The organism is Micromonospora chaiyaphumensis, from assembly GCF_900091435.1.
Classification (GTDB): domain Bacteria; phylum Actinomycetota; class Actinomycetes; order Mycobacteriales; family Micromonosporaceae; genus Micromonospora; species Micromonospora chaiyaphumensis.
In genome coordinates this window covers 389,072-413,944 of sequence record NZ_FMCS01000002.1, presented here as the reverse complement: position 1 = coordinate 413,944, position 24,873 = coordinate 389,072, and the positions used below count along the sequence as shown (strand labels likewise).

At 74.3% G+C, this 24,873-nt stretch carries 25 protein-coding genes; 9 read left to right on the top strand and 16 right to left on the bottom strand.

Features of this window, described 5'->3' with window-relative positions:
* Position 1 precedes the first annotated feature (1 nt).
* Both GA0070214_RS07710 and GA0070214_RS07705 read right to left on the bottom strand, forming a co-directional pair.
* Complete coding sequence (locus GA0070214_RS07710) at positions 2-292, bottom strand: hypothetical protein (RefSeq protein ID WP_091260776.1); 291 nt, start codon at positions 290-292, stop codon at positions 2-4.
* A gap of 48 nt (positions 293-340) precedes the next feature.
* Complete coding sequence (locus tag GA0070214_RS07705; RefSeq protein ID WP_091260775.1) at positions 341-1,165, bottom strand: SDR family NAD(P)-dependent oxidoreductase; 825 nt, start codon at positions 1,163-1,165, stop codon at positions 341-343.
* Between the two features lie 126 nt (positions 1,166-1,291).
* On the opposite strand from GA0070214_RS07705, the gene GA0070214_RS07700 reads away from it, so the two are divergent.
* The gene (locus GA0070214_RS07700) at positions 1,292-2,248 is read left to right on the top strand and encodes an HpcH/HpaI aldolase/citrate lyase family protein (protein WP_091260773.1); all 957 of its coding nucleotides are present in this window, start codon (positions 1,292-1,294) and stop codon (positions 2,246-2,248) included.
* A gap of 45 nt (positions 2,249-2,293) precedes the next feature.
* Here the strand turns inward: GA0070214_RS07700 and GA0070214_RS07695 are convergent, their stop codons facing one another.
* Positions 2,294-2,860 (bottom strand): DUF4190 domain-containing protein, encoded by a 567-nt coding sequence (locus GA0070214_RS07695; RefSeq protein WP_091260771.1) that lies wholly within the window; start codon positions 2,858-2,860, stop codon positions 2,294-2,296.
* 114 nt (positions 2,861-2,974) lie between these two features.
* Here GA0070214_RS07695 and GA0070214_RS07690 point away from each other — a divergent pair, with 114 nt between their 5' ends.
* Positions 2,975-3,865: an SDR family NAD(P)-dependent oxidoreductase gene (locus GA0070214_RS07690; protein WP_091260769.1), complete on the top strand. Its 891-nt coding sequence runs from the start codon at positions 2,975-2,977 to the stop codon at positions 3,863-3,865.
* A gap of 3 nt (positions 3,866-3,868) precedes the next feature.
* Here the strand turns inward: GA0070214_RS07690 and GA0070214_RS07685 are convergent, their stop codons facing one another.
* Positions 3,869-4,321, bottom strand: a complete 453-nt coding sequence (locus GA0070214_RS07685; protein ID WP_091260767.1) for a DUF4190 domain-containing protein — start codon at positions 4,319-4,321, stop codon at positions 3,869-3,871.
* A 180-nt stretch (positions 4,322-4,501) separates the two neighbouring features.
* On the opposite strand from GA0070214_RS07685, the gene GA0070214_RS07680 reads away from it, so the two are divergent.
* The gene (locus GA0070214_RS07680) at positions 4,502-5,698 is read left to right on the top strand and encodes an acyl-CoA dehydrogenase family protein (RefSeq protein WP_091260765.1); all 1,197 of its coding nucleotides are present in this window, start codon (positions 4,502-4,504) and stop codon (positions 5,696-5,698) included.
* A gap of 74 nt (positions 5,699-5,772) precedes the next feature.
* Here GA0070214_RS07680 and GA0070214_RS07675 read toward each other — a convergent pair whose 3' ends face one another.
* On the bottom strand, positions 5,773-6,423 hold the full coding sequence (locus tag GA0070214_RS07675) for a PH domain-containing protein (RefSeq protein ID WP_091260758.1): 651 nt from the start codon (positions 6,421-6,423) through the stop codon (positions 5,773-5,775).
* Positions 6,424-6,513: 90 nt separating this feature from the next.
* Here GA0070214_RS07675 and GA0070214_RS07670 point away from each other — a divergent pair, with 90 nt between their 5' ends.
* A complete protein-coding gene (locus tag GA0070214_RS07670) occupies positions 6,514-7,104 on the top strand; it encodes a TetR/AcrR family transcriptional regulator (RefSeq protein ID WP_091260756.1) in 591 nt (196 codons plus the stop codon).
* 10 nt (positions 7,105-7,114) lie between these two features.
* Here the strand turns inward: GA0070214_RS07670 and GA0070214_RS07665 are convergent, their stop codons facing one another.
* Together GA0070214_RS07665 and GA0070214_RS07660 are read right to left on the bottom strand one after the other, a co-directional pair.
* Complete coding sequence (locus GA0070214_RS07665; RefSeq protein WP_091260754.1) at positions 7,115-7,522, bottom strand: CoA-binding protein; 408 nt, start codon at positions 7,520-7,522, stop codon at positions 7,115-7,117.
* A gap of 44 nt (positions 7,523-7,566) precedes the next feature.
* Positions 7,567-9,606, bottom strand: coding sequence for an intein-containing Rv2578c family radical SAM protein (locus GA0070214_RS07660; RefSeq protein ID WP_091261452.1), 2,040 nt, complete (start codon positions 9,604-9,606; stop codon positions 7,567-7,569).
* A 92-nt stretch (positions 9,607-9,698) separates the two neighbouring features.
* On the opposite strand from GA0070214_RS07660, the gene GA0070214_RS07655 reads away from it, so the two are divergent.
* Positions 9,699-10,079, top strand: coding sequence for a thiol-disulfide oxidoreductase DCC family protein (locus GA0070214_RS07655; protein WP_091260752.1), 381 nt, complete (start codon positions 9,699-9,701; stop codon positions 10,077-10,079).
* A 15-nt stretch (positions 10,080-10,094) separates the two neighbouring features.
* Here GA0070214_RS07655 and GA0070214_RS07650 read toward each other — a convergent pair whose 3' ends face one another.
* Genes GA0070214_RS07650 through GA0070214_RS07625 form a run of 6 tightly spaced genes read right to left on the bottom strand, consistent with a single transcriptional unit; the run spans position 10,095 to position 17,362 of the window.
* Complete coding sequence (locus tag GA0070214_RS07650; protein ID WP_091260750.1) at positions 10,095-10,844, bottom strand: cellulose binding domain-containing protein; 750 nt, start codon at positions 10,842-10,844, stop codon at positions 10,095-10,097.
* A gap of 58 nt (positions 10,845-10,902) precedes the next feature.
* Positions 10,903-11,283, bottom strand: coding sequence for a DUF742 domain-containing protein (locus GA0070214_RS07645; protein WP_091260748.1), 381 nt, complete (start codon positions 11,281-11,283; stop codon positions 10,903-10,905).
* A complete protein-coding gene (locus GA0070214_RS07640; protein ID WP_091260746.1) occupies positions 11,261-11,704 on the bottom strand; it encodes a roadblock/LC7 domain-containing protein in 444 nt (147 codons plus the stop codon). Before GA0070214_RS07640 ends, GA0070214_RS07645 begins: the two co-directional genes overlap by 23 nt.
* A complete protein-coding gene (locus tag GA0070214_RS07635) occupies positions 11,701-13,560 on the bottom strand; it encodes a sensor histidine kinase (RefSeq protein WP_167364210.1) in 1,860 nt (619 codons plus the stop codon). The genes GA0070214_RS07640 and GA0070214_RS07635 overlap by 4 nt, the downstream gene beginning before the upstream one ends.
* Positions 13,557-16,118 (bottom strand): helix-turn-helix transcriptional regulator, encoded by a 2,562-nt coding sequence (locus GA0070214_RS07630; protein WP_091260742.1) that lies wholly within the window; start codon positions 16,116-16,118, stop codon positions 13,557-13,559. The genes GA0070214_RS07635 and GA0070214_RS07630 overlap by 4 nt, the downstream gene beginning before the upstream one ends.
* A gap of 5 nt (positions 16,119-16,123) precedes the next feature.
* On the bottom strand, positions 16,124-17,362 hold the full coding sequence (locus tag GA0070214_RS07625; protein ID WP_091260740.1) for an Hsp70 family protein: 1,239 nt from the start codon (positions 17,360-17,362) through the stop codon (positions 16,124-16,126).
* A gap of 286 nt (positions 17,363-17,648) precedes the next feature.
* On the opposite strand from GA0070214_RS07625, the gene GA0070214_RS07620 reads away from it, so the two are divergent.
* From GA0070214_RS07620 to GA0070214_RS07610, 3 genes are all read left to right on the top strand, one after another.
* Positions 17,649-18,563: an IniB N-terminal domain-containing protein gene (locus GA0070214_RS07620; RefSeq protein WP_091260738.1), complete on the top strand. Its 915-nt coding sequence runs from the start codon at positions 17,649-17,651 to the stop codon at positions 18,561-18,563.
* A gap of 101 nt (positions 18,564-18,664) precedes the next feature.
* Positions 18,665-20,521 (top strand): dynamin family protein, encoded by a 1,857-nt coding sequence (locus tag GA0070214_RS07615; protein ID WP_244167592.1) that lies wholly within the window; start codon positions 18,665-18,667, stop codon positions 20,519-20,521.
* Positions 20,518-21,984, top strand: a complete 1,467-nt coding sequence (locus GA0070214_RS07610) for a dynamin family protein (RefSeq protein WP_208602677.1) — start codon at positions 20,518-20,520, stop codon at positions 21,982-21,984. Before GA0070214_RS07615 ends, GA0070214_RS07610 begins: the two co-directional genes overlap by 4 nt.
* On the opposite strand, the gene GA0070214_RS07605 is transcribed toward GA0070214_RS07610, so the two are convergent.
* The 3 genes from GA0070214_RS07605 to trxA all read right to left on the bottom strand — a co-directional run bounded on the left by GA0070214_RS07605 (position 21,898) and on the right by trxA (position 23,753).
* Positions 21,898-22,800, bottom strand: coding sequence for an HTTM domain-containing protein (locus tag GA0070214_RS07605; RefSeq protein WP_139141769.1), 903 nt, complete (start codon positions 22,798-22,800; stop codon positions 21,898-21,900). The two genes, GA0070214_RS07610 and GA0070214_RS07605, sit on opposite strands and share 87 nt — an antisense overlap.
* On the bottom strand, positions 22,797-23,237 hold the full coding sequence (locus GA0070214_RS07600) for a hypothetical protein (RefSeq protein ID WP_091260737.1): 441 nt from the start codon (positions 23,235-23,237) through the stop codon (positions 22,797-22,799). The genes GA0070214_RS07605 and GA0070214_RS07600 overlap by 4 nt, the downstream gene beginning before the upstream one ends.
* Before the next feature lie 147 nt (positions 23,238-23,384).
* Positions 23,385-23,753, bottom strand: coding sequence for a thioredoxin (trxA, locus tag GA0070214_RS07595; RefSeq protein WP_091260735.1), 369 nt, complete (start codon positions 23,751-23,753; stop codon positions 23,385-23,387).
* A gap of 546 nt (positions 23,754-24,299) precedes the next feature.
* Here trxA and GA0070214_RS07590 point away from each other — a divergent pair.
* The gene (locus GA0070214_RS07590) at positions 24,300-24,815 is read left to right on the top strand and encodes a MaoC family dehydratase (protein WP_091260733.1); all 516 of its coding nucleotides are present in this window, start codon (positions 24,300-24,302) and stop codon (positions 24,813-24,815) included.
* Positions 24,816-24,873: the final 58 nt, after the last annotated feature.

Sequence of the window (24,873 nt, the reverse complement as noted above, 5' to 3'; positions counted from 1 at the left end):
GTCAGACGTCGTGGACGTCGAGGACCTGGGTGGTGGGGGCGGCGTCGCCCAGCGCGGCCCGCAGCGCGACCCGCTCCGGGTCGACCAGGAAGGCGTCGTAGCCGGCCCGCGCCGCGAACCGGATCACGTGCACCTCGGTCTTCCCGTCCCCGGTGCGCAGCCGGCGCTCCAGCCGCCCGCCGTGCCGCCCGAGCAGGGCGAGCACCGCGTCCTCGTAGCGCCGCCCGGCCTCGGGATCGGCGCTCAGGTCGACCAGGGCGACCAGCAGGGGCGCTTCCGCGTGTTCGGTCATGCGGCGGAGTATGGCAGCGACCCGCCCCCCGGGGCACCCGGAGACGGCTCAGGCGTCGATCCCGACGGCCTTGGCGCTGGCGGTCCAGAGCCGGGCGGCGAGGGCGGGGTCGGCCGCCTTGGGCAGCGGCCGGCGGGGCCGCCGGTCGGCGTAGTAGCCGCCGGTGACCAGCCGGGCCGGGTCCTGGTTGGCCAGCCAGACGAGCGTCTCGGCGCCCTTCTCGGGGCTGCGGAACGGCAGCAGCCGCATGCCGAGGGCGACCAGCCGGCTCTCGTTGCCGAACCGGGTCCGCACCACGCCCGGGTGGAACGAGTGCGCCGGGATCTCCGGCCAGCGCCGCGCCGCCTCGGCGGTGAACAGGATGTTGGCCTGCTTGCTGGTGCCGTACGCGCGCATCGGCCGGTAGCGGCGCAGCGCGGCGTTGAGGTCGTCCGGGTCGAGCAGGCCGCTGCGGTGCGCGCCCGAGGCGGTCACCACCATCCGGCCGACCCGGTCCCGCAACAGATTGCTGAGCAGGAACGGCGCGAGGTGGTTGGCCTGCATGCTCAGCTCGAAGCCGTCGACGGTGGTGACCGGCTGGAGCACGATCGCCCCGGCGTTGTTGGCCAGCACGTCGATCCGGTCGTACGCGGCGCGCAGCCGCTCGGCGAGCCCGCGTACGTCGTCCAGCACGGCGAAGTCGGCGCGGAACAGTTCGGGCTGCTCGCCGGAGGACTCGCGCACCCGGTCCCCGGCGGCGCGCAGCCGGGCGGGATCGCGGCCCACCAGTACCACCCGGTCGCCCCGGCGCGCCAGGTCGACCGCGGCGGCCAGGCCGATGCCCGAGCTGGCGCCGGTCACCACCACGGTCCGACGCTCAGTGAGATCTTCCACAGGTCCATTCACCCCGGTCACGGCACGAGGTTACCGTGGCGTCACAACGCCCTTTGGGATCGTTAAGTTCTCGTCTTCTACCTGGTGGCGTCGGCGTGCCCGCCGGACGCTGGAAGGAGCGCACCCATGGCCGCAGTCGGTCGCCCCCGCCGGTCCTGCCTCGCGGTACCCGGCTCCAGCGTCAAGATGCTCGGCAAGGCCCAGGGCCTCCCCGCCGACCAGGTCTTCCTCGACCTGGAGGACGCGGTCGCCCCGCTGGCCAAGCCGGACGCCCGCAAGAACATCGTCGCCGCGCTGAACGAGGGCGACTGGGCGGGCAAGACCCGGGTGGTCCGGGTGAACGACCTGACCACGCCGTGGACCTACCGGGACGTCATCGAGGTGGTCGAGGGCGCCGGGGCCAACCTGGACTGCATCATGCTGCCGAAGGTGCAGAACGCCGAGCAGGTGCACTGGCTGGACCTGCTGCTGACCCAGATCGAGAAGACGCTCGGCCTGGCGGTCGGCCGGATCGGCATCGAGGCGCAGATCGAGAACGCGGCCGGCCTCGTCAACGTCGACGCCATCGCGGCCGCCTCGCCCCGGGTCGAGACGATCATCTTCGGCCCGGCCGACTTCATGGCCTCGATCAACATGAAGTCGCTGGTGGTCGGCGCGCTGATCCCGGACTACCCGGGCGACCCCTACCACTACATCCTCATGCGGATCCTGATGGCCGCCCGGATGCACGACAAGCAGGCCATCGACGGCCCGTTCCTGCAGATCCGGGACACCGACGCGTTCCGTGAGGTGGCGAAGCGCTCCGCGGCGCTGGGCTTCGACGGCAAGTGGGTGCTGCACCCGGGCCAGATCGACGCGGCCAACGAGGTCTACTCCCCGGCCCAGGCCGACTACGACCACGCCGAGCTGATCCTCGACGCGTACGACTGGTACACCTCCGAGGCCGGCGGGAAGCTCGGCGCGGTGATGCTCGGCGACGAGATGATCGACGAGGCGTCCCGCAAGATGGCCCTGGTGATCGCGGCCAAGGGCCGGGCCGCCGGGATGAGCCGCACGTCGTCGTTCACCCCGCCGTCGGAGTGACCGGTCCGGCCGCCCCGAGTTCGCACCCGGGGCGGCCCGCCGGGTTCAGTCGGTCGTGCTGTCGAAGCTGGACGGGTCCTGGTTGGCCGCCCAGACAATGAAGATCACGATGGCGATGGTGGCCAGCACGGCCAGCGCGGTGGCGATCCAGCCGACGATGATGCCGGCGGTGGCGAAGCCCTCGCCGCCCTCGCCGCGCTCCCTGATCTGCTTGCGGGACACGTGGCCGAGGATCGCGCCCACCACGCCGATGTAGCCGCCCAGGCCGTAGCCGCAGAGGCCGAGGGCGCCGATGATCGAGACGATCATCGCGGCGATGGCCAGGCCGTTCTGCTTCGGTGCGGGCGGGTAACCGTATCCGGGATAACCGGCCGGAGGCGGGTACGCCCCCGGCTGCGGATATGCGCCCGGTGCGTAACCGGCCGCGTACGGGTCGCCGCCGGCCGGGGCTGAGTAGGGCGACGCGGCGCCCGCGTAGGGGTCGGCCGCGGTGGGCTGGCTGGGGATCGGAGCGCCCGCCATCGGCAGTGTCGGGTCGGCCGGCGGGCTCGACTGCGGTCCGGCCGCCGCCGACGGGTCGTGCCAACCACCGGACGGTGGGGGATAGGTCATCAGATCATCTCCATGGACGTGGTGCGGTCAGGGTAGCCACCACCGGGCAAGTCGCAGGTACCCCTTTCCGGGTGCCGCGTTGCCCGGAACGTCCACAGCGGGCAGGATCGCGGCATGGCACTTGACGCGCGCGGTGGTCGGTCGCGACGGGACGTCAGCCGGCCGGGCCTGGTGCGCCGGCCGCGCGGCGGCGCCCCCGCCGGCTCCGCCGACCAGGACCAGCCCGCACCGTTGGAAGAACCGGCCACCATGCGCCTGGACGGCCGCGTCGCACTGGTCACCGGCGCGGGAAGTCCGGACGGCATCGGGTACGCGACCGCGCGCCGCCTGGCCGACCTGGGCGCCCGGGTGGCCATCGTCTCCACCACGCGGCGCATCCACGACCGGGCCGGCGAGCTGGGCGTCACCGGCTTCGTCGCCGACCTCACCGACGAGTCCGAGGTGGGCGCGCTCGCCGACGCGGTGGCCGAACAGCTCGGCGACGTCGAGGTGCTGGTCAACAACGCGGGCCTGGCGAGCCGGGCCAGCCCGGAGGTGCTGCGGCCGGTGGCCCAGCTGACCTACGACGAGTGGCGCGGCGAGATCGACCGGAACCTGACCACCGCGTTCCTGTGCAGCCGCGCGTTCATCGGCGGGATGGCCGAGCGGGGCTGGGGGCGGATCGTCAACCTGGCGGCCACCGCCGGGCCGGTCAACGCGCTGCCCACCGAGGCCGGCTACGCGGCCGCGAAGGCCGGCGTGGTCGGGCTGACCCGGGCGCTGGCCATGGAGATGATCGCCGACGGGGTGACCGTGAACGCGGTGGCGCCGGGCATCATCCACACCGCGGCGTCCACGATGGTCGAGATCAAGCAGGGCCTCGGCACCCCGGTCGGCCGCCCGGGCACGCCCGACGAGGTGGCCGCGGCGATCGCCTTCCTCTGCTCGCCGGCCGCCTCCTACATCACGGGGCAGATGCTGGTGGTCGACGGCGGCAACAGCGTGCGGGAGGCCGAGTTCCGCTGACGGTCAGTAGGTGCTGCCGTTGTCCGAGTTGGCCCAGATGGCCAGGCCGATCCAGCCGCAGCAGACCAGCAGGCCCAGCGCGGTGAAGACGTAGCTGAGGATCAGCCCCCAGGTGGCGAGCTGCTCGCCCTCCTCGCCGGTCTGCCGGATCTGCCGCTTGGCCAGATGGCCGCAGACGATGCCGGCCGGGGCGAAGACGAAGGCGAAGACCAGCGACAGGATGGCGAGCACGTTCGGGCCGCCGCCGCGGGGCTGCGGGCCGGGGCCGGGCGGCCCGTACTGGCCGTACGGGGGTTGCGGGGCGTACGGCGGCTGGGCGGCCCCGGGCGGCTGGTGCCCCCAGTGCGGCTGCTGCTGCCCGTACGGCTGCTGCTGCGGCTCCCCGTACGGCTGGCCGTAGGCCGGCGGCTCGTACGGCGACGGTGGCTGATCCGGCTCACCGGGTGGTTGGCTCACGCCTCCTCGCCCCCTCGCTCGCAGGTCCACGGCCCTCTCTCTTGCGGACGCTACCCGCAGCGGTGAACCTTTTCACAGCGGTTGTGTGGACTGGTCACCTTGGCTCCGCCGGTCCCGGGGCCGATACTGACCCAGCGTTCAGTTACCCACGAGTAATGCGCCGATCCCCCGGAGGCTGAGATGGCCCGACTCGCCCAGACGCCCGGCCTGACCGACGTGCAGCGGTCGATCCTGGAAACCGTCCGGGAGTTCGCCGACAAGGAGATCATCCCGCACGCCCAGCGGCTGGAGCACGCCGACGAGTACCCCACCGACATCCTCGACGGGATGCGCGAGATGGGGCTGTTCGGCCTGACCATCGACGAGGAGTACGGCGGTCTCGGCGAGTCCCTGCTGACCTACGCCCTCGTGGTCGAGGAGCTGTCCCGGGGCTGGATGTCGATCTCCGGCATCGTCAACACCCACTTCATCGTGGCGTACCTGATCTCCCAGCACGGCTCGGCCGACCAGAAGGCCCGGCTGCTGCCCCGGATGGCCACCGGCGAGGTGCGCGGCGCCTTCTCGATGTCGGAGCCCGAGTGCGGCTCGGACGTCTCGGCGATCAAGTCCAAGGCCGTCCGCGACGGCGACAACTACGTGCTCAACGGCCAGAAGATGTGGCTGACCAACGGCGCGTACTCCTCGGTGGTCGCCACCCTCGTCAAGACCGACACCGGGGCCGACTCGGTCTACGGCAACATGAGCACCTTCCTGCTGGAGAAGGAGCCCGGCTTCGGCGAGACCGCCCCGGGCCTGACCATCCCCGGCAAGATCGACAAGATGGGCTACAAGGGCGTCGAGACCACCGAGATGGTGCTCGACGGCGTCACCGTCCCCGCCTCGGCCGTCCTCGGCGGGGAGGAGAAGGTCGGTCGCGGCTTCTACCAGATGATGGACGGCATCGAGGTCGGCCGGGTCAACGTGGCGGCCCGTGCCTGCGGCATCTCGATCCGCGCCTTCGAGCTGGCCGTCGCGTACGCCCAGCAGCGCCGCACCTTCGGCCAGCCCCTCGCGAAGCACCAGGCCGTCGCGTTCAAGCTCGCCGAGATGGGCACGAAGATCGAGGCCGCTCACTCCCTCATGGTCAACGCGGCCCGGCTCAAGGACGCCGGCCAGCGCAACGACGTCGAGGCCGGCATGGCCAAGCTGCTCGCCTCCGAATACTGCGCCGAGGTCGTCCAGGAGGCGTTCCGCATCCACGGCGGCTACGGCTACTCGAAGGAGTACGAGATCGAGCGGCTGATGCGGGAGGCCCCGTTCCTGCTCATCGGCGAGGGCACCTCGGAGATCCAGAAGACCATCATCAGCCGCGGCCTGCTGAAGGAGTACAAGCTCTGAGCCGCCGCGCCGGCACCGCGTTGATCAAGAAGTTTGCGTCCGATCCCGTCACGCCGGTGACGCAAACTTCTTGATCAACGGGGCCGGGTGGGGTCCGGGGTGGACAGGTGCCGGCGGGCGCGGGTCACCAGGGCCTTCGGGTCGTCGGCGTACAGGCGGATCTCCCGGACCGGCTCGCTCGGTCCCTTGGGCAGGCGCACCGACAGTGGTTCCCGCAGCACCACGTCGACCGCGGTCTGGCTGCCGACGCCGAGGTTGAGCACCGTCGGGTCGTCCGGGTCGTACTGCACGGCGCGGCTGGACGGCAGCGACCGGTAGCGCGCCTCGACCCGGGCGACGGCGGACCACGGGATCCGCACGTCGAGCGAGACGCCGTTGCGGATGCGCAGGCCGGCGTCGTCGACCACGTGCGGGTGGAGCCGGAGGCTGGCGAACAGCCCGATCATCCAGAGCACGCCCCAGACGCCGAGCCCGATGAAGACGTGCCGGACCGTCGGCCAGCCCACGGTGTGCCGGAGGATCAGGTCGAGCACCGGGATCTCGATGACCGACAGCACGATGAACACGCCGAGGATCGGCTGCACCACGCCGACGTAGCGGAACGTCTCCGCGCCGGGCGCCACCGGGTAGGGCCGCCGCAGGACCCACCGGGCGAGGCTGCGCCACATGCCCCACTCGTAGACGACCGCACGGCGGGCCAGCCGGACCACGTCGATCTGTGCCATGTCCCGCCCACCCTCCCTTTGCATTGCAGTTGCAATGTAAACGCTGGCCGGGGAGGTGTCAATGCAGTCGTATTGTGAAAGCATGGGGGGATGCCGAAGCGGGTCGACCACCGGGAACGCCGGGCGCTGATCGCGGACGCGCTCATGCGGGTCGCGGCCGAGCAGGGCCTGGAGGCGGTCAGCCTCCGGCACGTGGCCGCCGCGGCCGGGGTCAGCGCCGGAATGGTGCAGCACTACTTCCGCACCCGCGACGAGATGATGACCTTCGCGCTCGCCGTGGTCCGCGAACGCAACGAGGCCCGGGTGACCCGGGCCGTCGCGGCACTCGGCGCGACGCCGGCACCGCGCACGCTGCTGCGCACCATGCTGGCCGAACTGCTGCCCCTCGACGAGGAACGCCGTGCCGACGGCCGGGTCGCGCTGGCGTTCCTGGCCTACACGGCCGTACGCCCTGCCGTCGCCGCCGCGCTGCACGACGAGACGGCCGCCCTGCTGGGCTTCGTCGCCGGTCTGATCCGCGCCGGGGCGGGCGAGCGGGTCGATCCGGAGCGGGCCGCGGTCGGGTTGCTGGCCGTGATGGAGGGGCTCGGCATCTACCTGCTGGGCGGGCACTACCCGCCGGCGACCGCACTGGCCGCCCTCGACACCCAGCTCGACCTGCTCTTCGGCCCCGGCGCCTGATGTCTCGGGGCTAGCCGAGGCGGGTCAGGCCTCCGGCCGCCCGTTCGATGATGAGGCAGCGGTCCTCGACGTAGTCGATACCCGCCTCCTCGGCGATCTGCCGCGCCTCGGCCGAGAAGATCCCGAGCTGCAACCAGACGGCCGGCGCGCCGATCGCCACCGCCTGCCGGACCACCTCGACGGCGTCCCGGGCCGGGCGGAACACGTCGACCAGGTCGACCGGGTGCGGGATGTCGGCCAGCGACGGGTACGCCTTCTCGCCGAACAGCTCGTCCACGGTCGGGTTCACCGGGATGATCCGCCAGCCGTGCCGCTGCATCTCCAGCGGCACGCGGTGCGCGGCCTTGCCCGGGTCGCGGGACGCGCCCACGACGGCGATCACGGCGGAATCGGCGAGGATCTGCTGGGCGGAACGCATTCCCCGAGCCTAGCCCGGCCCGCGGCGCACGGCCCGGCTCCCGGTCACAGCAGGGAGAGCTGCTCGGCCGCCGGAGCGGGGGGCGCCTCGGGCACCGGACGGTTGTCGCCGGCCTCGCCCCGGTGCAGCCCGTGCCGGCGGGCCGCCATCCGCACCCGTGCGGTCACCTCCCGCTGGTACGCCTGCGGCGCGTAGGACCCGGCCTGGTAGAGCTGGCGGTAGCGGGGGACCAGGTGCGGGTACTCCCGGGCCAGCCAGCGCGCGTACCACTCGCGGGCGCCGGGGCGCAGGTGCAGCGGCAGCGGGGTGACGCTGGTGGCCCCGGACGCGGCGATCGCGGCCACCGTGGCGTCGATCGACTCGTCGTCGTCGCTGAGCCCCGGCAGGATCGGCGCCATCAGCACCCCGACGGAGAACCCGGCGTCGGTGAGCCGGCGGACGGCGTCGAGGCGGCGACGCGGGCTCGGTGTGCCCGGCTCGACCGCCCGCCACAGCGCCTCGTCGACGAACCCCACCGAGTAGGACAGCCCGACCCGGGTCACCTCGGCGGCCTGGCGCAGCAGCGGCAGGTCCCGCAGCAGCAGCGTGCCCTTGGTCAGGATGGAGAACGGGTTGGCGAAGTCGCGCAGCGCCGCGAGGATCTGGGGCATGAGCGCGTAGCGCCCCTCGGCCCGCTGGTAGCAGTCCACGTTGGTGCCCATGGCGATGTGCGCGCCGCGCCACTTCGGGGCGGCCAGCTCACGCCGCACCAGCTCACCGGCGTTGACCTTGACGATCACCCGCCGGTCGAAGTCGGCGCCGGCGTCGAGGTCGAGGTAGGTGTGCGTGTTGCGGGCGAAGCAGTTGTGGCTGACCACCCCGTTGGCGATGAAGTCGCCGGTGCCGGTGGTGATGTCCCACAGCGGAAGCTCCAGCCCGAGATCCTCGATGCTCGCCACCCGCAGCCGGGCCCGGCACTTGAGGGCCGTGCCCTCGATCGAGCGCTTGCGGGTGACCGCCGGGTCGGTCAGGTGGAAGAAGCGCAGCCGCTCCGGCAGGCCGCCGGTCAGCCGGACCTGGCGGGCGTGGTTGAGGTTGCCCGGGTCGTCGAGCGCCCACCGGAAGTCGAACCGCTCCAGGGCGGCGCCCATCCGCCGCAGGCTCTCGTCGTCGGCGACGCTGATCCGGAACACGCCCTGCCGGCAACTGCCGACGGCGTCGAAGGTGCCGGCGAGGAGGCCCAGCCACCAGTCGTCCGTGGGCTCGTCGGCCGGGCGGATCAGTTCGGCGACCGCCTCGGCGTCACCGGGCCGGGACGTGCGGATCGCGGTCGTCGACCGGCGGCCGGCCCGGACCGGCTGGCCGGGCATCCGTTCCGTGCCGATCCCGGCGTCGGCGAGGAACCGCTCCGCGCGCTCCAGCGCCTCCTCGTCGGCGGTGGCCAGCCGGAAGCGGCTGCCCGGGTGGTCGGCGTCGCGCACGACCGCGCAGAGGTAGCCCCGCCGGTAGTCGGCCGAGCGCTTCGGAGCGGTGGCGAACCCGCCCGTTCCGAGCAGGCGGTTGCGGGTCGTCAGGTAGGGCCGCCGCCCGCCACCCCGCATGCTGCCGGTGACGTGCTTCCAGCCGCGCTCGGTGAGGAACCGGTGGTCGCCGCTGGCGACCAGCGTGGTGCCGTCCTCCAGGGTCACCCGGTAGGCCCGCTTCACCGTCGACCACTTGTCGCGCACGGTGGTGACCACGTAGTGCCGGTAGGCGCCCCGCCGCTCGGTGCCGTAGATCCGGTCGCCGACCTCCAACTCGCTGATCGGCTTCGTGCGGCCGTCGGCCATGAGGATCGGCGTGTCACCCGCGAGGCAGTACACACACGCGTGGCTGCAGCCCCGGTAGGGGTTGATCGTCCACTCGAACGGGACGCGGGACTGGCCCGGCACCCGATTGATGATCGACTTGGCCCGCACCTCGTAGAAAGTCATGCCGGCGAAGCCGGGGGTGTCGAACGTGCGCGCGATGGCGCCGGGGAGCGCCAGCGGCAGGGGTGGAGCCGCTGGCGCTGCCCCGTCGGGAGTCCCCTCGTCCGGGGGAGCGGAGAGGTTGTCCCAGCGCATGTGCTTCATTCGAACATGCGTACGAAAGAAGCGCAAGTGACCCGCCGGACACCGCGCACCGGAGCGGGGTGGGCGGGGTGCAGGATGGTGGTATGGAGACGTCGACCTTCGTCTACGACGGCGACTGCGCGTTCTGCACGCAGTGCGCGCGGGTCATCGAGCGCTGGATCCCGACCGGGGCCCGCGTGCTGCCCTGGCAGTTCGCCGACCTCGACGCGCTCGGCCTCACCGCCGCCGAGTGCGAGGAGGCGGTGCAGTGGGTCGGCGCGGACGGCGTACGCGCCGCGGGCCCGGACGCCATCGCCCGGCTGCTCGGCGACAGCAACGCGCTCTGGCGCGTCGCCGGGGCCGGTCTCCGCTTCCCCCCGGTACGCGCCGCGGCCTGGCCGGCGTACCGCTGGGTGGCCCGCAACCGCCACCGCCTGCCCGGCGGCACGGCGGCCTGCGCGGTGCCGTCCGCCGGGCGCGACTGACGCCTGACCCGACGGTCAGGCCGGCACGCCCGTGCAGGCCGCGCCGTCGATGGTGCACGCCGTGGGCGTGGCGCTGAGCGCCGAGCCGTTCACCCGGAAGGTGACCCGGACCGTGCCGTGGCCGGGCACCCCGCCGCCGTCCTCCTCCGGCACGAAGGTCCACGTCGCGCCGTCCCGGGTGGCCCGCGCCCCGGTGACCGAGGTGACCCGGAGCGACTCGCGGGGCAGCACGATGACCAGGGTCCACGTCCGCGCGGACGCCGGACCCGGGTTGTCGATCGTCACCGCGGCGCCGTAGCTCAGCAGGGCGTTCTCCTCGACGGCGAACGCGGCTCCCAGCGGGACGGGTCGCGGCGGCGCCGGGGAGGTGGTCGCCGGCGCCGCCCCGGTCGAGGGGAGCGTGGCCGGCGGCGCGGGGGCCGCGGGCGCGGCCGTGGTCACGGGCGGTGCGGACATCCGGGGGCCGGCCACGGTCGGCGCCGGCCGGTCCTCCGGCGTCCCGGTCACGACCGGCTCGGTCGCCGGCACGCCCCCGCCGGGCCCGACGGCGACCGGTGTCAACCGCTCCGGCGTGCGCAGCACCGTGACGATCGAGTACGCCGTCGCCAGCAGCACGCCCAGCGCGGCGACGATGGCCACGTAGGCGAGTCGCGAGCCGTCCCGCCGGCCGACGACCGCGCGGCGCACGGCGCCGGCCGCGGCGACGAGCCCGTCCAGCAGGATGATCGGCAGGGTCCGCCGTGGCGGGGACGGTGGTGCCGGCACTGGGCCTTTCCCCCTTCGAGTCGTCCGTCGGGCCGGAGTCCGCGGTTCCCGCCGCCCCTCAGAGCGTGCGGAGACCGTCGAGCAGCGCCTCGAGCAGTTCCCTGGACGGCGCCCCGGACAGTGACGGCGGCTCGTGCGTCTCGATCAGCCCCGCCTCCAGCAGATCGCCGAGCAGTACCCGGACGGTACCCAACGGCAGCTCCAGGTCCGCGGCGACCTCCGCCACCGACAGTGGACGCCGGCACCGCTCGACGATCCGCGCCTGCTCGGGAAACAACCGCGCGGAGGGAGGCACCGCCCGCCGGGTCACCACGAGGGAGATCAGGTCGAGCTGGCCGTGCTTGGACGTGAGGCGGCCGCGCGTCACCGTGTACGGCCGGGCCACCGGCCCGGCGTCCTCGTCGTACCACGCCTCGTCACGGTCTCCAGTGGTGCGCACCGCTGGTCCCGCCCATGACCGTCCGGGCTTCCAGGTAGACGGGCAGGGCCCGCTCGGCCTGTGCCGCGAACAGCGCCACCTCGTACGCCATGTCGCCGACGTCGGCGTCGCCGCCCATCCGGACGGTGAGGATCGCCCCGCCCCGGGTGGTGGCGACGAACACGAACGAGCGCGACATCTGCACGACGACCTGCCGCAGCCCACCGGCGAGGCACACCCGGCCGGCGGCCTGACCCAGCGCGTACAGCCCGCTGACCAGGCTGGCGAGATGCTCCGCGAGCTGGTCCGCCACGTGCCGGGACCGGCCGAGCAGCAGGCCGTCGGGGGAGAGGACCACGGCCACCTCGGCCCCGGGGACCCGGTCGACAAGGCCGTCGAGGGCGGCGGTCAGGCTGTCGGTGGCGACCGCTGAATGTGTCATACAGGTCCTCTCCCGCTGTTGCGGAGCGTTGTCGCGAGGGTGTCGGGGATGGTGGGTGCGGGCGGAACCGCCCCAGGCGGGCGGATCCGGGTGGGCAGCCCGCCCCCGTCGACCGCCGAGGCCGGCGGATGCGCGGGCGGCACACCACCGCCGGAGGGTGTGGCCGGGGTGACCAGACCGGGCGGGAGCAGGACGACGGCGGCGGTCCCGCCGCGCGGGCCGGGACGCAGCGAGACCCGGGCGCCGCACCGGGCGGCGAGCAGGCCGGCGGCGTGCAACCCGGCGCGGCCGGTGGGCGGGCCGCCCGGGGGCGGCCGGTCCAGGAGTTCGTTCGCGTCGGCCAGCGCCGCGGTGTCCAGACCCGGCCCGTCGTCGAGGATCACCACGGCACAGCCCTGCGGCCCCGGCTCACCGGCGATCCGCACCGTCGTGTGCTCCGGGGCGCAGGCCAATCCGTTCTCGATCAGCTCGGCCAGCAGGTGGACGACGTCGGTGACGCCGGATCCGGCGAGCGTCCACGGCCAGTGCGGAGCGATCAGCACCCGGTGATAGTCGGGAACCTCGGCGACCGCGCCGCGGACCACGTCGAGCAGCGGCACCGGCCGCCGCCAGCGGCGGGCCGGCACCCCACCGGCGAGGATCACCAGCTTCTCCACGTTGCGCCGCACCCGGGTGGCGAGGTGGTCGAGCCGGAACAGGTCGGCCGTCTCCTCCGCCGTCCGCTCGCGCCGCTCCATGGCGCCCAGCAGGGTGAGCTGCTCGTGCAGGAGGGCCTGGTTACGCCGGGTCAGCCGCAGGAACAGCTCGTCGGTCGCGGCCGGTGGGGAAGCCGGGTCGTCGCCGGCCCGGCGGCGGACGGCGCGGGCCCAGCCGACCAGCACGACGAGCACGGCGATGAGCCCGAGCCCCACCACCACGCCGGTCCGCGTGACCACCAGCGCGGCGCCCGGGGCGGCCCGTTCGACGCTGCCGCGTGCCGTGCTGGTCACCAGGTCCCGCAGCCCGCTCAGGGCCGGGTCGACCGCCTCCCGCCAGCCCTGCGGACCCATTCCGGCCGTGCCGTCGGCGCCCGCCGTCCGCAGCAGCCGGTCCTCGATCCGCAGCAGGCCGGCGAACCGGGGGCTCTCCACCAGCCGCTGGTGCCGGTCGCGTCCCTCGGGCGGCAGCGCCGCGACGGCCGACGTGCGGGCGTACCGCTGGATGGCCACCAGCTCGACCAGGCGGCGCCGGTCGTCGTCGCCCAGCCCACCGCCGGCCAGGGCCGCGCTCATCAGGGTGTCCTCGCGGGCGAGCAGCTCGCGGGCGCGGGCCAGCGCGACGACCGCCCGGGTCTCGGCGGAGAGTTCGTCCTCGCGCCCGCCCCACTCCGGGCCGTACACCGCGAAGGCGGTGTCGATCAGCCGGTCGTACGCCGCCACCGCGCCGGGCCGGTCGAGCCGCCCGCCGTCCACCTCGGACCGGAGGGTGGCCAGCCCGGCCAGCTGCCGGACCAGCTCGTCGGCGCGGCCCCGCACCGCGCCCGCCGTGAGCAGCCGCGGATCGTGGCCCTCGGTGAACGCGCGCACGGGGGCGACCGCGCCGTCCGTCCGGTCGCGCGCCTCCGCCAGTGCGTCCCGCGTGCGCCCGGCACCGGCGAGCGTCTCGGCGGTCAGCCGGCGTTCCGACTGGAGGGTGAGGATCAGCAGATCGGTGGGCTGGCCGAGGGTGTCCGCCAGGGCCCGGATCCGGACCAGGCCGGCCGCGTCCCGGGCGGTCAGCACCGCCGCGTACGCCCAGAGGGTCAGCAGCACGGCGGCCAGCGCGCCGAGCCTCAGCCGCAGGCCGGGGTCACCGGCCCGCCCCGCCGCCCGGTTCACCGCGGGTCCCGTTCCGGCCAGGGTCGCCGGCCGGCCACGCTGGACCGGTCGGCCACGACGGTGCGCAGCAGGGCCAGCAGCTCCGCCCGGTTGGCGCAGTTCAGCCGCGACCGCATCCGGGCCACGTGGTGCTCGACCGTCTTCGCCGAGATGAAGAGCCGGTCGCCGATCTCCCGGTAGGTCAGACCGGCCAGCACCAGCTCGGCCACCTCGTGCTCGCGGTCGCTGAGCCGGTACCGGGTGGGGCCGGTGCCGGTGTCGGCCACCGGCGCCGAGCCGTCGTCCGCTGCGCCCGTGCGGGGGGCCGGCCGGGCCTGGAGCACCCGGGCGCACTCCAGCAGGGTGGTCATGGCACGCCGGTCCGAGGTGCGGATCGCGGCCTGCCCGGCCAGGCGGGCGGCGTCCCAGCACAGGCCGGCGTCGTGCAGCCCGCGGGCGGCGGCCTCCACCCGGACCGGGTCCACGACGCCGCGCAGCACCTCGACCCAGCTCGCGGCGGCCGCGGCGGCCACCGCGGCGTACCGGCTGTGGTCGGCGGCGGCGAGCAGGGCGGCGACGTGCGCGTCGGCGACGGCCGGCTCCTCGGTGAGGATCGCGGCGTGCAGGCCGGTCCAGTGCAGCGGTGCGCTCCACAGTGCCGGGCCGCCCAGCCGGTCCAGCAGCGACCAGGCCTCCCGCAGGTAGGGCTTCAGGCGGGCCAGGTCGCCCAGCCGGGCACCGGCGACCGCCAGCTCGCCCAGCGGCAGCAGCGTGAACAGGTCCACCGGGTGCCGGACGACCGCCTCCAGCGCCGGGCCCCAACCGCGTTGCAGCGCCCCGACGTCGCTGGTGCGCCGGGCGATGCCGAGCTGGAGCGCGCTGGCCAGGAGCAGGTCGCGCGACTCCAGCGGCCGGTCGCCGGCCGTGGCCGCGGCGAGCCGGTCGGCCGCGGCGGCCGTCTGGCCGCGGACCATCAGGATCCAGGCCTGCAACAGCCGGTGGCGGCGGGCCATCAGCGGCCCACCGATTCCGGTCGTCACGGCCCGGTCCAGCACGCCCTCGGCGATGTCCAGCTCGGCACAGTGGACGGCGGTCAACGCGGCGAGCGCGGCCGGGCTGTCCGGCAGGAGCACCCGGCGCCCGTCCGGCTCCAGCAGCGCGGTCGCCTGCACCAGCCGGGACAGCGCGGTGGTCGGCGGGGCGCTGACACTCTCCCGTACGCCCTCGGCCATCAGCCGCGCGGCGCTGGCGTGCAGGGTCGGCGGCCCGCCGGCCGGGTCGTCGGGCAGGTCCGCGCCCGCGGCCGGGCGGCCGAGGGCGAGCGCTCCGACGGCGGCGAAGGCGGCGGACGGGGCGAGGCGCGACCACCGGTAGAGCTCGACGCTGCGCTCCACCTGGCCCCGGTGCGCCAGCGCCGTCGCGGCCACGGTGGCAGCCTCCGCCCGCTCGGCCGGCGGGGCTGTCGCCAGCAGGCGGTTCGCCAGCCGCAGCGCGGCCTCCAGGTCACCGGCGAGGGCGGCGGCGACGGCCTCCCGGGCACCGGCCGGCCGGCCTGCCGCGGTGGCCGCGGCGAACAGTTCGGCGGAGAGCGCGGGCTCGCCGGCCAGCGCCTCCTCGGCCGCGGCCTCCAGTGCCGCGGCCGGGCAGTCCGCCAGCGCGCGGGCCGCGCGCAGGGACCGGACCAGCGGGAGCACCGCTCCACCGCGACCGAGCTGCACCTCGGTGAGGCGGCGCCAGATCGCCGTGCGTTCGGTGGCCGGGCTCAGCGCGACGACCGCCCGCCGCACGATCGGCGCGAGCCGGCCGTCGGCCCCGAGCAGGCCGGCCGCCCTGGTGTACGCCACGAGGTCGTCCACCGCCGCCGGCTCCCGGTCGAGCAGCGGGCCGAGCAGGTCCACGGGCAGCGGCACGCCCGCGGCGACGGCCAGCAGCAGCCGCCGGACGTCCGGCGGCAGTTCCTCCAGGTCGGGGCCGAACGCCAGGATGGCCGGACGCGGCGGCTCGGACGGGAGACCGGACGGGCGCTCCGGCCCGCGCAGGCCGCCGACCAGCCGCTCGACGTCCCGTGGGACCCCGCCGGTCTGCCCGTGCACGAACGCCGCCAGCTCGCCGCCCGGAACGAGGTCGGGGACGCCGCCGAGGTAGTCGCGCGTCTGCTCGGCGGTGAACGGACCCAGCACGATCTGCTGCCCGTCCCGTTTCAGCGCGTCGGCCAGCCGGGCCAGCGCGGCCGATCGGGGCCACGGCCGGTAGCCGACCAGCACCCGATGCCGGCGGTCGACCACGAGCCGGCGCAGCGTCTCCAGCCGCGCGTCGTCCAGCAGGTGCGCGTCGTCGACCACCAGTGTGGCCTCCGGGTCGACCGGGCGGTCCGGGCTCGGGGCGCCGTCGCGCACGGTGCCGCCCGCGTCCCGGTGGGCGCGCGCCAGCTCCCGGAGCAGGACGCTCTTCCCGTGGCCGCCGGGACCCGTCACGCCGACGGCGAGGGGGTGCCCGGGATCCCTCGCGACCGCGCCGAGCAGGGCGGTCGGCTCGGGGCCCAGCACGAGCCGGGCGTCCGTGGCGGTACTCGTGATCATGACGGTCATCCTTCGCGGTCCCGGCCACGGCCCCGGGCCAGCGCGAGGCGGGACGCCTTCGGCAGGTTCAGCGGGGTGATCCGGACCGGGGGGCGGGCCGGCGGCTCGCCGTACCGGGGCTGGTCGGGTTCGGTGTGCCGCCAGGCGGGGAGGGCGGGACCGGCGTCGCTGACGGGGGCGGCGGCAGGTGCCGGCACCGGGCGGCGCGGGCGCGGGGACACCACCTGGCAGGCGGCCAGCGCCGCGCCGGTGGCGGCGGTGAGCTGGGGGTCCGGCTCCACCTCGACGGGTACGGGCAGCGCCGCGGCGAGCAGTTCGCTGACCAGGGGGATCCGGGCCGAGCCGCCGGCCAGGAGGACGGCGTCGAGCTGCGCCGGCGTCAGCCCGGCGGACTGCACGGTCCGCACCAGCAGGTCGACGGTGGTGCGTACCGCGGGCCGGATCAGGTCCTCGAACTGCGCCCGGGTCACCGGCACCCGCGCCGGTCCAGCCGGCAGGGTGAGCATGACGTCGGTCTCCGTGCCGACGGTCAGCTCGCGCTTGACGCGTTCGCACTCCGCCAGCAGCCCGTGCAGGGCGACGTCGGGGCCGAGCGCGGCGCGCACGTGTTCGGCGAGCGCCTCGTCGAAGTCGGTGCCGCCGAGCGACTCCAGGCCCTGCGGGAGGCCGAACGTCTCGTACCTGCCCCGCGCGTTGCGGCGGACCAGCGCCGCCTCGAAGGTGTTGCCGCCGAGGGCGTAGACCGCGGCCGTGGTGCCCGGGAAGCCCCGCGCGGCGTGGCTCTCGGCCACCGTGACCGTGCGGGGGAGCAGCGTCACCGCGCGCAGGTCGAGGGCCCACAGGGCCCGGTGCAGCAGGTCCCGCCGGTGCGGGCCCCACCCGGCGGGATGGCTGAGCACGACGGCCTCGGCGAACGCGCCCTCGTGCGCAGCCACGCGGTGGACCGCCCACGCCGCCAGCTCCGCGACCAGCGTCTCCGGCGGGCACGGCTCGCCGCCGAGCAGGAGGGGCACGTCGTCGCCGACCCGGCGGACGAAGTCGCGGGTGGTGCGGCTGCCGTCGTCGGTGGCCGGCTCGCCCACCACCAGCGACCCGTCGGGCGCCAGGTGCAGCACCGACGGTACGACGGCCGACCGGCCACCCAGCGCGACGGCCTCGGGACGGGCCCAGGTCTCGCCCCGCCGTCTCGCGACGGTGGCGGCCGTGCCGGTGTTCCCGATGTCCAACCCCAGGACGTACGGCATTCGTTCTTCCTCCACCGCGAGTGGCCTGGGGACGGTGTCGGCACCGTGTGGACCCGCCCCGGCGAACCCCGTGGGCTCCTACGTTCGTACCAGAGATCACCACCGACCCGGTACCCTAACTCCGGCCGGGCCGGCTCCCCCTGTCCCCCTAACGCAGGAGGGGGCGAGGGCCCTAATCGGCGGGGGCCGGTTGCGGGTCGCGCCCCGATGACCACGGCGGCCCCCCGGCCCTAGCGTCACTGTCGCGGCACGACGGTGCTGACGCTACGTTCGAGGAGAAGCCCCCATGGATTCGCACCAGACCCTGCACGACTTCGTGCTCAACCTGCTCACCGACCCCGACGCGCGGTCGGCCTTCGACCTCGACCCGGAGGGCGCGCTGCAGGCCGCGGGGCTCACCGACGTCACCGCCGCCGACGTGCAGGACGTCGTCCCGCTGGTGGTCGACTACGCCCCCGGCGCGGCCGGGCTCGCGCCGGTGGCCCCGGTGGTCGGGCAGCTCGGGCTCGACCCGCTGACGAGCGACGCCACCGACGTGGTCGGCCAGGTCCAGGCGTTGCCGTACCAGGTCGGCGTGAGCAGCTCCCACAGCGGTGTGGACGTGTCGGCCGGCACGCTGGGTGCCATCGCGGTCGACCCCGCCGGCCTGTACGCCGGGGCGTCCCTGGTCCCGGGCATCGGCCTGGGCGTCGGGCCGGGTGGGCTCGGCACCGACCTGACCGCGGTGCACGACGTGGCGGACACCCTCGACTCGGACGTGGTGGGCGCGGTGGACACCGCCGTCGACCCGGTCGTCGGGGACGTCGCCGGAACGGCCGGTGACCCGCTCGGCACCACGTCCGGCGTGGACGTGCTGCACGACGGCGGCGTGCTGGGCGGCGGCGACCTGGGCGTCCTGGGCGGCACGCAGGGCCAGGTCCACGGCGTTGTCGGCTCCCTCGGCGTCGACCAGACCCTGGGCGGGCTCGGCCTGGGCGACGGCTCGGGCGTGGTCCCGCCGGTGCACGTGCCGGCCACCGTGGACGGTGTGACGCACCAGGTGGACAGCACCCTCTCCGGTGTCACCGGCACGGTCAGCGGTGTGACGGGCACGGTCGGTGGTCTGACCGGCGGGATCACCGACGGGGTGACCGGCGACGCCGGGGTCCACGGTGACGTGCACGGCTCGACCGACGGTGGCCTGCTGGGCGGGCTGCTCTGACCGAGTGCTCAGCCCGGGACGGGAGGCCCGATCCGGCCTCCCGTCCCGGTTGGCGTTCGCGACCCTCTTGATAATTGCGCTGAAATGCGCACACTTGGTGCGTGATCGCGGGGATCTGGCTGGACGTGCTCGACGAGATCGCCCGTACGTGCGGCGCACACGGGCGGGGCGACCTGCTTCAGACGGTGCGGCAGAAGCGGGTGCAACTGCTGGACCCCCGGCTGCGCGTCCTGGTGGTCGGCGAGTCGCAGCAGGGCAAGAGCCAGCTCATCAACGCCATCGTCAACGCACCGGCCTGCCCGGTCGGCGACGGCCGCACCACCGTGCTGCCCACCGTGGTGCAGCACGCGGAGGTCCCGTCGGCGGCCCTGGTCCAGGCGCCGCCCGCCACCCCGGGCCGGTCCGCCGCGGCGCTTCCCGGGACCGGCGAGCGGACCCCGGTGCCGCTGGACCAGGTCCCCGCCGGGGTGGCCGGCACCCTCGGCCGCCGGCCGGGCGGCGGCCCCGCCTACGTCGAGATCGGACTGCCGCGCGCGCTGCTCGGCTCCGGGCTGGTGCTGGTGGACACCCCGGGCACCGAGGAGGCGGCCGCGCTGGGCGCCGCCGGACCCACCGCCGCGCCGGCCTGGGCGGACACCGTGCTGCTGGTCTCCGACTCCACCCGGGAACTCTCGGCCGGTGAGCTGACCATGCTGCTGCACCTCGCGCGGTCGCACCCGAACGTGGTGCTGGTGCAGACCAAGACGGATCTCGTGCCGGACTGGCGCGCGGTCGCCGAGCGCAATCGGCAGCACCTCGCCGAGGCCGGCGTGGCGGCGCCGGTCATCCCGGTCTCGGCGGCCCTGCGGCTGCGCGCCGCCGCCGGCGACGACCGGGAGCTGAACGCCGAGTCGGGCTTTCCCGTGCTGATCGGCCGGCTGCAGCGGGACCTCGCGGGCAAGTCCGACCGCCTGGCCCGGGCCGCGGTCGGCGTGATCGCCCGGACGGTGGTGGAACAGCTCGCCGCGCCGCTGCGCGCCGAGCTGGAGAGCCAGGAGGTCGAGGAGCAGTCCGGCCCCATCTCCCGGCTGCACGCGGCGCAGCGTGAGGTCGACGAGCTGCGTCGCTGCTCCACCAGGTGGCAGAACACGCTCGCCGACGAGATGGCCGACCTGCTCTCCGACATCGAGTACGACCTGCGCGACCGGACCCGGCAGATCCTGCGGGAGGTGGACGACGCGTTCGACAGCGCCGATCCGCTGGTCAGCTGGGACACCTTCCAGGAGTGGCTGGAGCGCAGCCTCACGGAGGCGGCGGAGGCCAACCACGAGTGGCTGGTCCGGCGCTGCGACTGGGCCGCCCGCCGGGTGGCCGACACCTTCGCCCGGTACGGCGGCGACGTGCTGCCACCCTGGTCGGTGACGGCGCCCGCGGACCCCGCCGAGGGCGTGCCGGAGCTGGAGCGGCCCGCCGTCGACCGGTTCACGACGAGCCAGAAGCTGATCAGCGGCATGCGGGGTTCGTACGGCGGCCTGCTGATGGTCGGGCTGGCGACGACGCTCGCCGGGATGCCCATGATCAACCCGCTGTCGGTGGGGGTCGGCGCGCTGTTCGGCGGCAAGAGCATCCGCGATGAGAGCAAGCAACTGCTCCGCCGCCGCCAGGCGGTGGTCAAGACGGCGATCCAGCGCCATGTCGACGACTTCTTCGTCCGGGTCACCAAGGACCGCCGGGACGCCGTCCGGCAGGTGCAGCGGATGCTGCGGGACCACTTCACGGCGCTGACCGAGGAACTCCAGGAGGGCATCATCCGGTCGTTCCGCAGCGCCAAGCAGGCCGCCGACACCGACGCGGCCGTCCGCGACCAGCGGCAGCGCGAGATCCGGCTGAAGATGACCCGGCTCGCCGGCCTCTTCGACCAGGCCCAGCAGTTGACCGGCGGCCGGCCGGCACCGGCGCCGCTGGAGCCCCGCCCATGACGGTCGGGCTGCGGCTGGACGAGGCGGTCTGGGGGTTGCTGCACGAGGCGCTCCAGCACTACCGGGACAATCCCCGGGCCACGGACCACCTGCGGCACCAGTTGGCCCGGCTGGAGCAACCGCTGCGGATCGCGATCGCCGGCCCGTGGCGGTCCGGCAAGTCGACCCTGCTGAACGCGATCATGGGCGAGGAGGTCGCGCCGGTCGACGGGGTGGACGGCAGCGCCGTCTTCACCTGGTACGAGGACGGGCCCCAGCCGAGCGCCACCGCGTACGCGAGCGGGCAGCCGCCGCAGGAGCTGGCGATCGCCAAGTCGGCGACCGGGATGCGGGTGGACCTGGTCGGCTGGCGGGCGGGCGAGCTGCGCGACATCGTGGTGCAGTGGCCGACCCGGACGCTGCGCCAGGTGACGCTCATCGACACCCCGGCCACCGGCCGCGACGAGCAGGGCCGGGCGCCGGTGATGGAGCGGGTGCTGCGGGACGCCGACGCGGTGCTGTACCTGACCCGCGACGGGCGCGACAGCGACCTGCGGGTGCTGGAGACCAGCCGGGAGAGCTCGGTCGGGCAGGCCGCCGCCGTACACGTGATCATGGTGCTGTCCCGGGTGGACGAGACCGGCGGTGGACGGATCGACGGCCTGCTGACCGCCCGCCGGCTCGCCCGGCGACAGCACCGGGACCCCCGGGTGAACGAGCTCAGCGTGCACGTCGTCCCGTGCAGCGGCCTGCTCGGGCTGGCCGGCCGGATCCTCAGCGAGTCCGACTACGCCGTGCTCGCGGCGCTGGCCCGGGTGCCCCGTCCGGAGCTGGAGACGCACCTGCTCTCGGCCGACCGGTTCCTCCGCGGCGATCTGCCCGTCCGGCTCGACACCGGGGTACGCGCGGGGCTGCTGGACCGGCTCGGGCTCTTCGGGATCCGGCTGGCGACCACGCTGGTCCGCACCGGCTGCGACAGCCGGGCGAAGCTCTCCGCCGAGCTGATCCGGCGCAGCGGCCTGACCGAGCTGCGCGAGTCGATGGCCCGCCTCCTGATCGACCGGCGGGAGACGCTCAAGGCGCGCTCGGCGCTGGCGGCCGTCGAGGCGCTGCTGCGGGCCGACCCCGGCCGGGGTACGGACGACCTGCTGGGCCGGGTCGAGCAGATCCTCGTCGGGGCGCACGAGTTCCGCGAGCTGCGCCTGCTCGCCGCGCTGCGGACCACCCGGCTCGGGTTCGACGCCGACCTCGCGGCCGAGGCGGCGCGGCTGGTCGGCGGCGACGGGGTCGGCCTGGCGGCCCGGCTCGGCGTCGAGCACGACGCGACGGTGCACCGGCTCTGGGACGTCGCCTCGGAGGCCCAGTGGCGGTGGCGGAACCGCGCGGAGGATCCGCTGCTACGGCTGGCCCAGCGGCGCGGCGCCCAGGTCGTCGTCCGCAGCTGCGAGGGGATGCTCGCCGAGCTGGCCGAAGGAGGCCGGTGACCGGCGCCGGCGGAGCCAGGCGATCGGGCGGACCTTCTCCAGGGGCAGGAAGCTCGTCATCGCCACCAGGTGCGGCGCGAACGAGATGGTGATCGTCGCGATGGTCACCAGGTGGAACGAGTAGAAGAAGCCGACGGCGGCCAGCCGCCACCGCTCCCGCAGCAGGAAGACCACCGGGCTGAGCAGCTCGAAGGCCAGGATGCCGAACTGGGCGACGATCAGCAGGTGCGGCACCTGGGCGATCACGTCGGCCAGGTCGGTGCCCCGCCGGATGATCGCCCGGGCCAGCACCGAGCCGGTGGCCCAGTCCAGGCCGCCGAAGCGGAACTTGGCCCAGGCGGCCAGGAAGTAGGTGCAGATGACCCCGATCTGGGTGACCCGCAGCGCCCAGCCGCCCGCCTCGGTGCGGGTCGGGTCGCCGTGCCGGGCCCGCCCGGCGGTGGGCAGCGCGGCCAGCGCGACGAGCAGCCCGAACCGGTCGTGGTCGACCTTGCCGTAGCTCATCGCCACGATCATCCACTCGAAGTAGAGGGCGAAGACCGTCCAGCCGAGCAGCCGCGGCGCCCGGCCGGTGGCGGCGAGCAGGGAAACCGCCAGCAGTACCCAGAAGATCACGCCGACCAGGGCCGGGGTGGGTGTGGGCAGCGGGAGCAGCCGGCCGATCAGCAGCGGCTGGTAGAGGTCGCCGGGCACGTCGACCCGGGTGCGTACCCAGGGGGTGAAGACCACCAGGTCGGCGGCGACGAAGAGGTAGACGAGGGTGCGGAAGGCGGCCACCCGGCCGCGCGGGACCGCCTCGGTCAGCCAGCCGGTCACGGGACGGTCTCCCAGCGCACGGTGGTGCGGTCGGTCCAGCGGCCGGTCGGCCGGCCACCCCGGATGTCGTACCAGCGGACCACGATCCGGACCTCGACCAGCGCGGGTGCGGCCGGGTGGCGCTCGGCGTACGCCTCGGCGACCTGGCGCAGCAGGCTCGGGTCGGCGGCGTACCGGTCCTGCTGACCCTCGATCTCGGCGCGCCGGATGCCGGTGGCGTCCTGGCCGAGGGGCACCACGGCCCCGGTGCGGTCCACGCCCTCGACCCGGGTGTCGGGGGCGGGCGCGTCCGGCGGGTCGGAGGTGGAGTACATCCGGAACGGCCCGAACGGGAAGTCGTCGTCGACGCCGCGCACGGTGCCGAGGAGGAGCAGCGCCAGCCCGAGCAGCGTGGCGCCCAGCCGGACGGCACGCCCGCGGGTGGTCAAGGTCTCCATCGGCTGGTGACGTTACGGGATGAACGTGTCCGGAAGGCGTCGGTCCGTCGTCCATTCCTCGCTGCCCGTGTCGCCCTTTCCGGGCGGCCCGGACGACACCGGCCGGGCCCCCGTGGGGGGCCCGGCCGGTGTGTCGGAGCCGGTGGCTCAGTGCTTGTGGCCGTGCTCGGCGAGCTTCTTGCGGACGTCCTCCATGTCGAGCTGCTCGACCTGCTCGATGAGGTTCTCCAGCGCCGACTCGGGCAGGGCGCCCGGCTGGGCGTAGACGATCACGCCGTCGCGGATGGCCATCACCGTCGGGATGGAGCTGATGTTGAACTTGGCACCCAGCTCCTGCTGCGCCTCGGTGTCGACCTTGCCGAAGACGATGTCCGGGTGCTTCTCGGACGAGCGCTCGTAGACGGGGGCGAAGCGCTTGCACGGGCCGCACCAGTCCGCCCAGAAGTCGAGCAGCACGATGCCGTCGCGTTCGGTCACCTCGTCGAAGTTGGCCGTGGTCAGCTCAACCGTTGCCATTGCACTCTCCGATCAGCGCGGATTTCCTACGTCCGGTGGAACCAGGGTGGATGCCTCCGCATTCCCGTGACGTGCGCGACGAAACACTCCGCAGCCCGGCGGTGACGCTGCGAGGCATCGAGCGAGGTCTGTCCGCCCCGTCCTGCGGAACGCAAGTGCATGCCGCATTTGCGTGACGGGACGTGATGGGAGCGCTTCCAGCGCGATCACGCGGCGTGCTCGCTACGAATCGGTAACTTGACGCTTGACAAGCGGCGATCCGGCCCGCGGAGATCGCTTGTGGAGTGATCGCGAGTCACTACGAGTAGTGTTACGAAAAGATAAATGTGACGTCCGTCTCTGTCGTTGCAGTACCGGCGTACGGCAGAATCTCTCGCATCAGAGCGTGGGCGGCGGGTGCCGGGGAGGGCCCCGCCGCTCATTGCGTCTCCACCCGGGTCGGTCCGGGTGTGACTTTTCCGCACCGGCGGCGCCCCGCCCTTCGCCTTAACAAGCGGTAAGGCATGCTGTGCCGAACTCCATCGCCGCCCGTCGAAGGGGACAAGGATGCAGTTCGGCCGCTACTACGAGGAGTTCGAGGTCGGCGCCGTCTACCGGCACTGGCCCGGCAAGACGGTCACCGAGTACGACGACCACCTCTTCTGCCTGCTCACCATGAACCACCACCCGCTCCACATGGACGCCCACTACGCCGAGTCGGCGAGCCAGTTCAAGCGCAACGTGGTGGTCGGCAACTACATCTACTCGCTCCTGCTCGGCATGTCGGTGCCGGACGTCAGCGGCAAGGCGATCGCCAACCTGGAGATCGAGTCGCTGCGGCACGTCGCGCCGACCTTCCACGGCGACACCATCTACGGCGAGACCACGGTGCTGGACAAGCGGGAGTCCGCCTCGAAGCCGGACCGCGGCGTGGTCGCGGTGGAGACCCGGGGCTACAACCAGGACGGCACGCTGGTCTGCGTGTTCCGCCGCAAGGTCATGGTCCCCAAGAAGGAGTACGCGGCCGCGGCCCTGCCCGAGGGTGTCGACCCCGAGCGGCCCAGCTTCCCCGAGCCGCGCTGACCCCTCCCGTACGCCCGGAAGGGCCCCTTTTCCGATCCGCGGGGAAGGGGCCCTTTTC

Coding starts and splice junctions, on each gene's coding strand:
- GA0070214_RS07620 (WP_091260738.1), top strand. CDS start 17,649: ATGGATTCGCACCAGACCCTGCACGACTTCGTGCTCAACCTGCTCACC.
- GA0070214_RS07700 (WP_091260773.1), top strand. CDS start 1,292: ATGGCCGCAGTCGGTCGCCCCCGCCGGTCCTGCCTCGCGGTACCCGGC.
- GA0070214_RS07680 (WP_091260765.1), top strand. CDS start 4,502: ATGGCCCGACTCGCCCAGACGCCCGGCCTGACCGACGTGCAGCGGTCG.
- GA0070214_RS07625 (WP_091260740.1), bottom strand. CDS start 17,362: ATGCCGTACGTCCTGGGGTTGGACATCGGGAACACCGGCACGGCCGCC.
- GA0070214_RS07600 (WP_091260737.1), bottom strand. CDS start 23,237: ATGGAGACCTTGACCACCCGCGGGCGTGCCGTCCGGCTGGGCGCCACG.
- GA0070214_RS07690 (WP_091260769.1), top strand. CDS start 2,975: ATGGCACTTGACGCGCGCGGTGGTCGGTCGCGACGGGACGTCAGCCGG.
- GA0070214_RS07655 (WP_091260752.1), top strand. CDS start 9,699: ATGGAGACGTCGACCTTCGTCTACGACGGCGACTGCGCGTTCTGCACG.
- GA0070214_RS07630 (WP_091260742.1), bottom strand. CDS start 16,118: ATGATCACGAGTACCGCCACGGACGCCCGGCTCGTGCTGGGCCCCGAG.
- GA0070214_RS07675 (WP_091260758.1), bottom strand. CDS start 6,423: ATGGCACAGATCGACGTGGTCCGGCTGGCCCGCCGTGCGGTCGTCTAC.
- GA0070214_RS07670 (WP_091260756.1), top strand. CDS start 6,514: ATGCCGAAGCGGGTCGACCACCGGGAACGCCGGGCGCTGATCGCGGAC.
- GA0070214_RS07695 (WP_091260771.1), bottom strand. CDS start 2,860: ATGACCTATCCCCCACCGTCCGGTGGTTGGCACGACCCGTCGGCGGCG.
- GA0070214_RS07590 (WP_091260733.1), top strand. CDS start 24,300: ATGCAGTTCGGCCGCTACTACGAGGAGTTCGAGGTCGGCGCCGTCTAC.
- GA0070214_RS07665 (WP_091260754.1), bottom strand. CDS start 7,522: ATGCGTTCCGCCCAGCAGATCCTCGCCGATTCCGCCGTGATCGCCGTC.
- GA0070214_RS07610 (WP_208602677.1), top strand. CDS start 20,518: ATGACGGTCGGGCTGCGGCTGGACGAGGCGGTCTGGGGGTTGCTGCAC.
- trxA (WP_091260735.1), bottom strand. CDS start 23,753: ATGGCAACGGTTGAGCTGACCACGGCCAACTTCGACGAGGTGACCGAA.
- GA0070214_RS07640 (WP_091260746.1), bottom strand. CDS start 11,704: ATGACACATTCAGCGGTCGCCACCGACAGCCTGACCGCCGCCCTCGAC.
- GA0070214_RS07660 (WP_091261452.1), bottom strand. CDS start 9,606: ATGCGCTGGGACAACCTCTCCGCTCCCCCGGACGAGGGGACTCCCGAC.
- GA0070214_RS07710 (WP_091260776.1), bottom strand. CDS start 292: ATGACCGAACACGCGGAAGCGCCCCTGCTGGTCGCCCTGGTCGACCTG.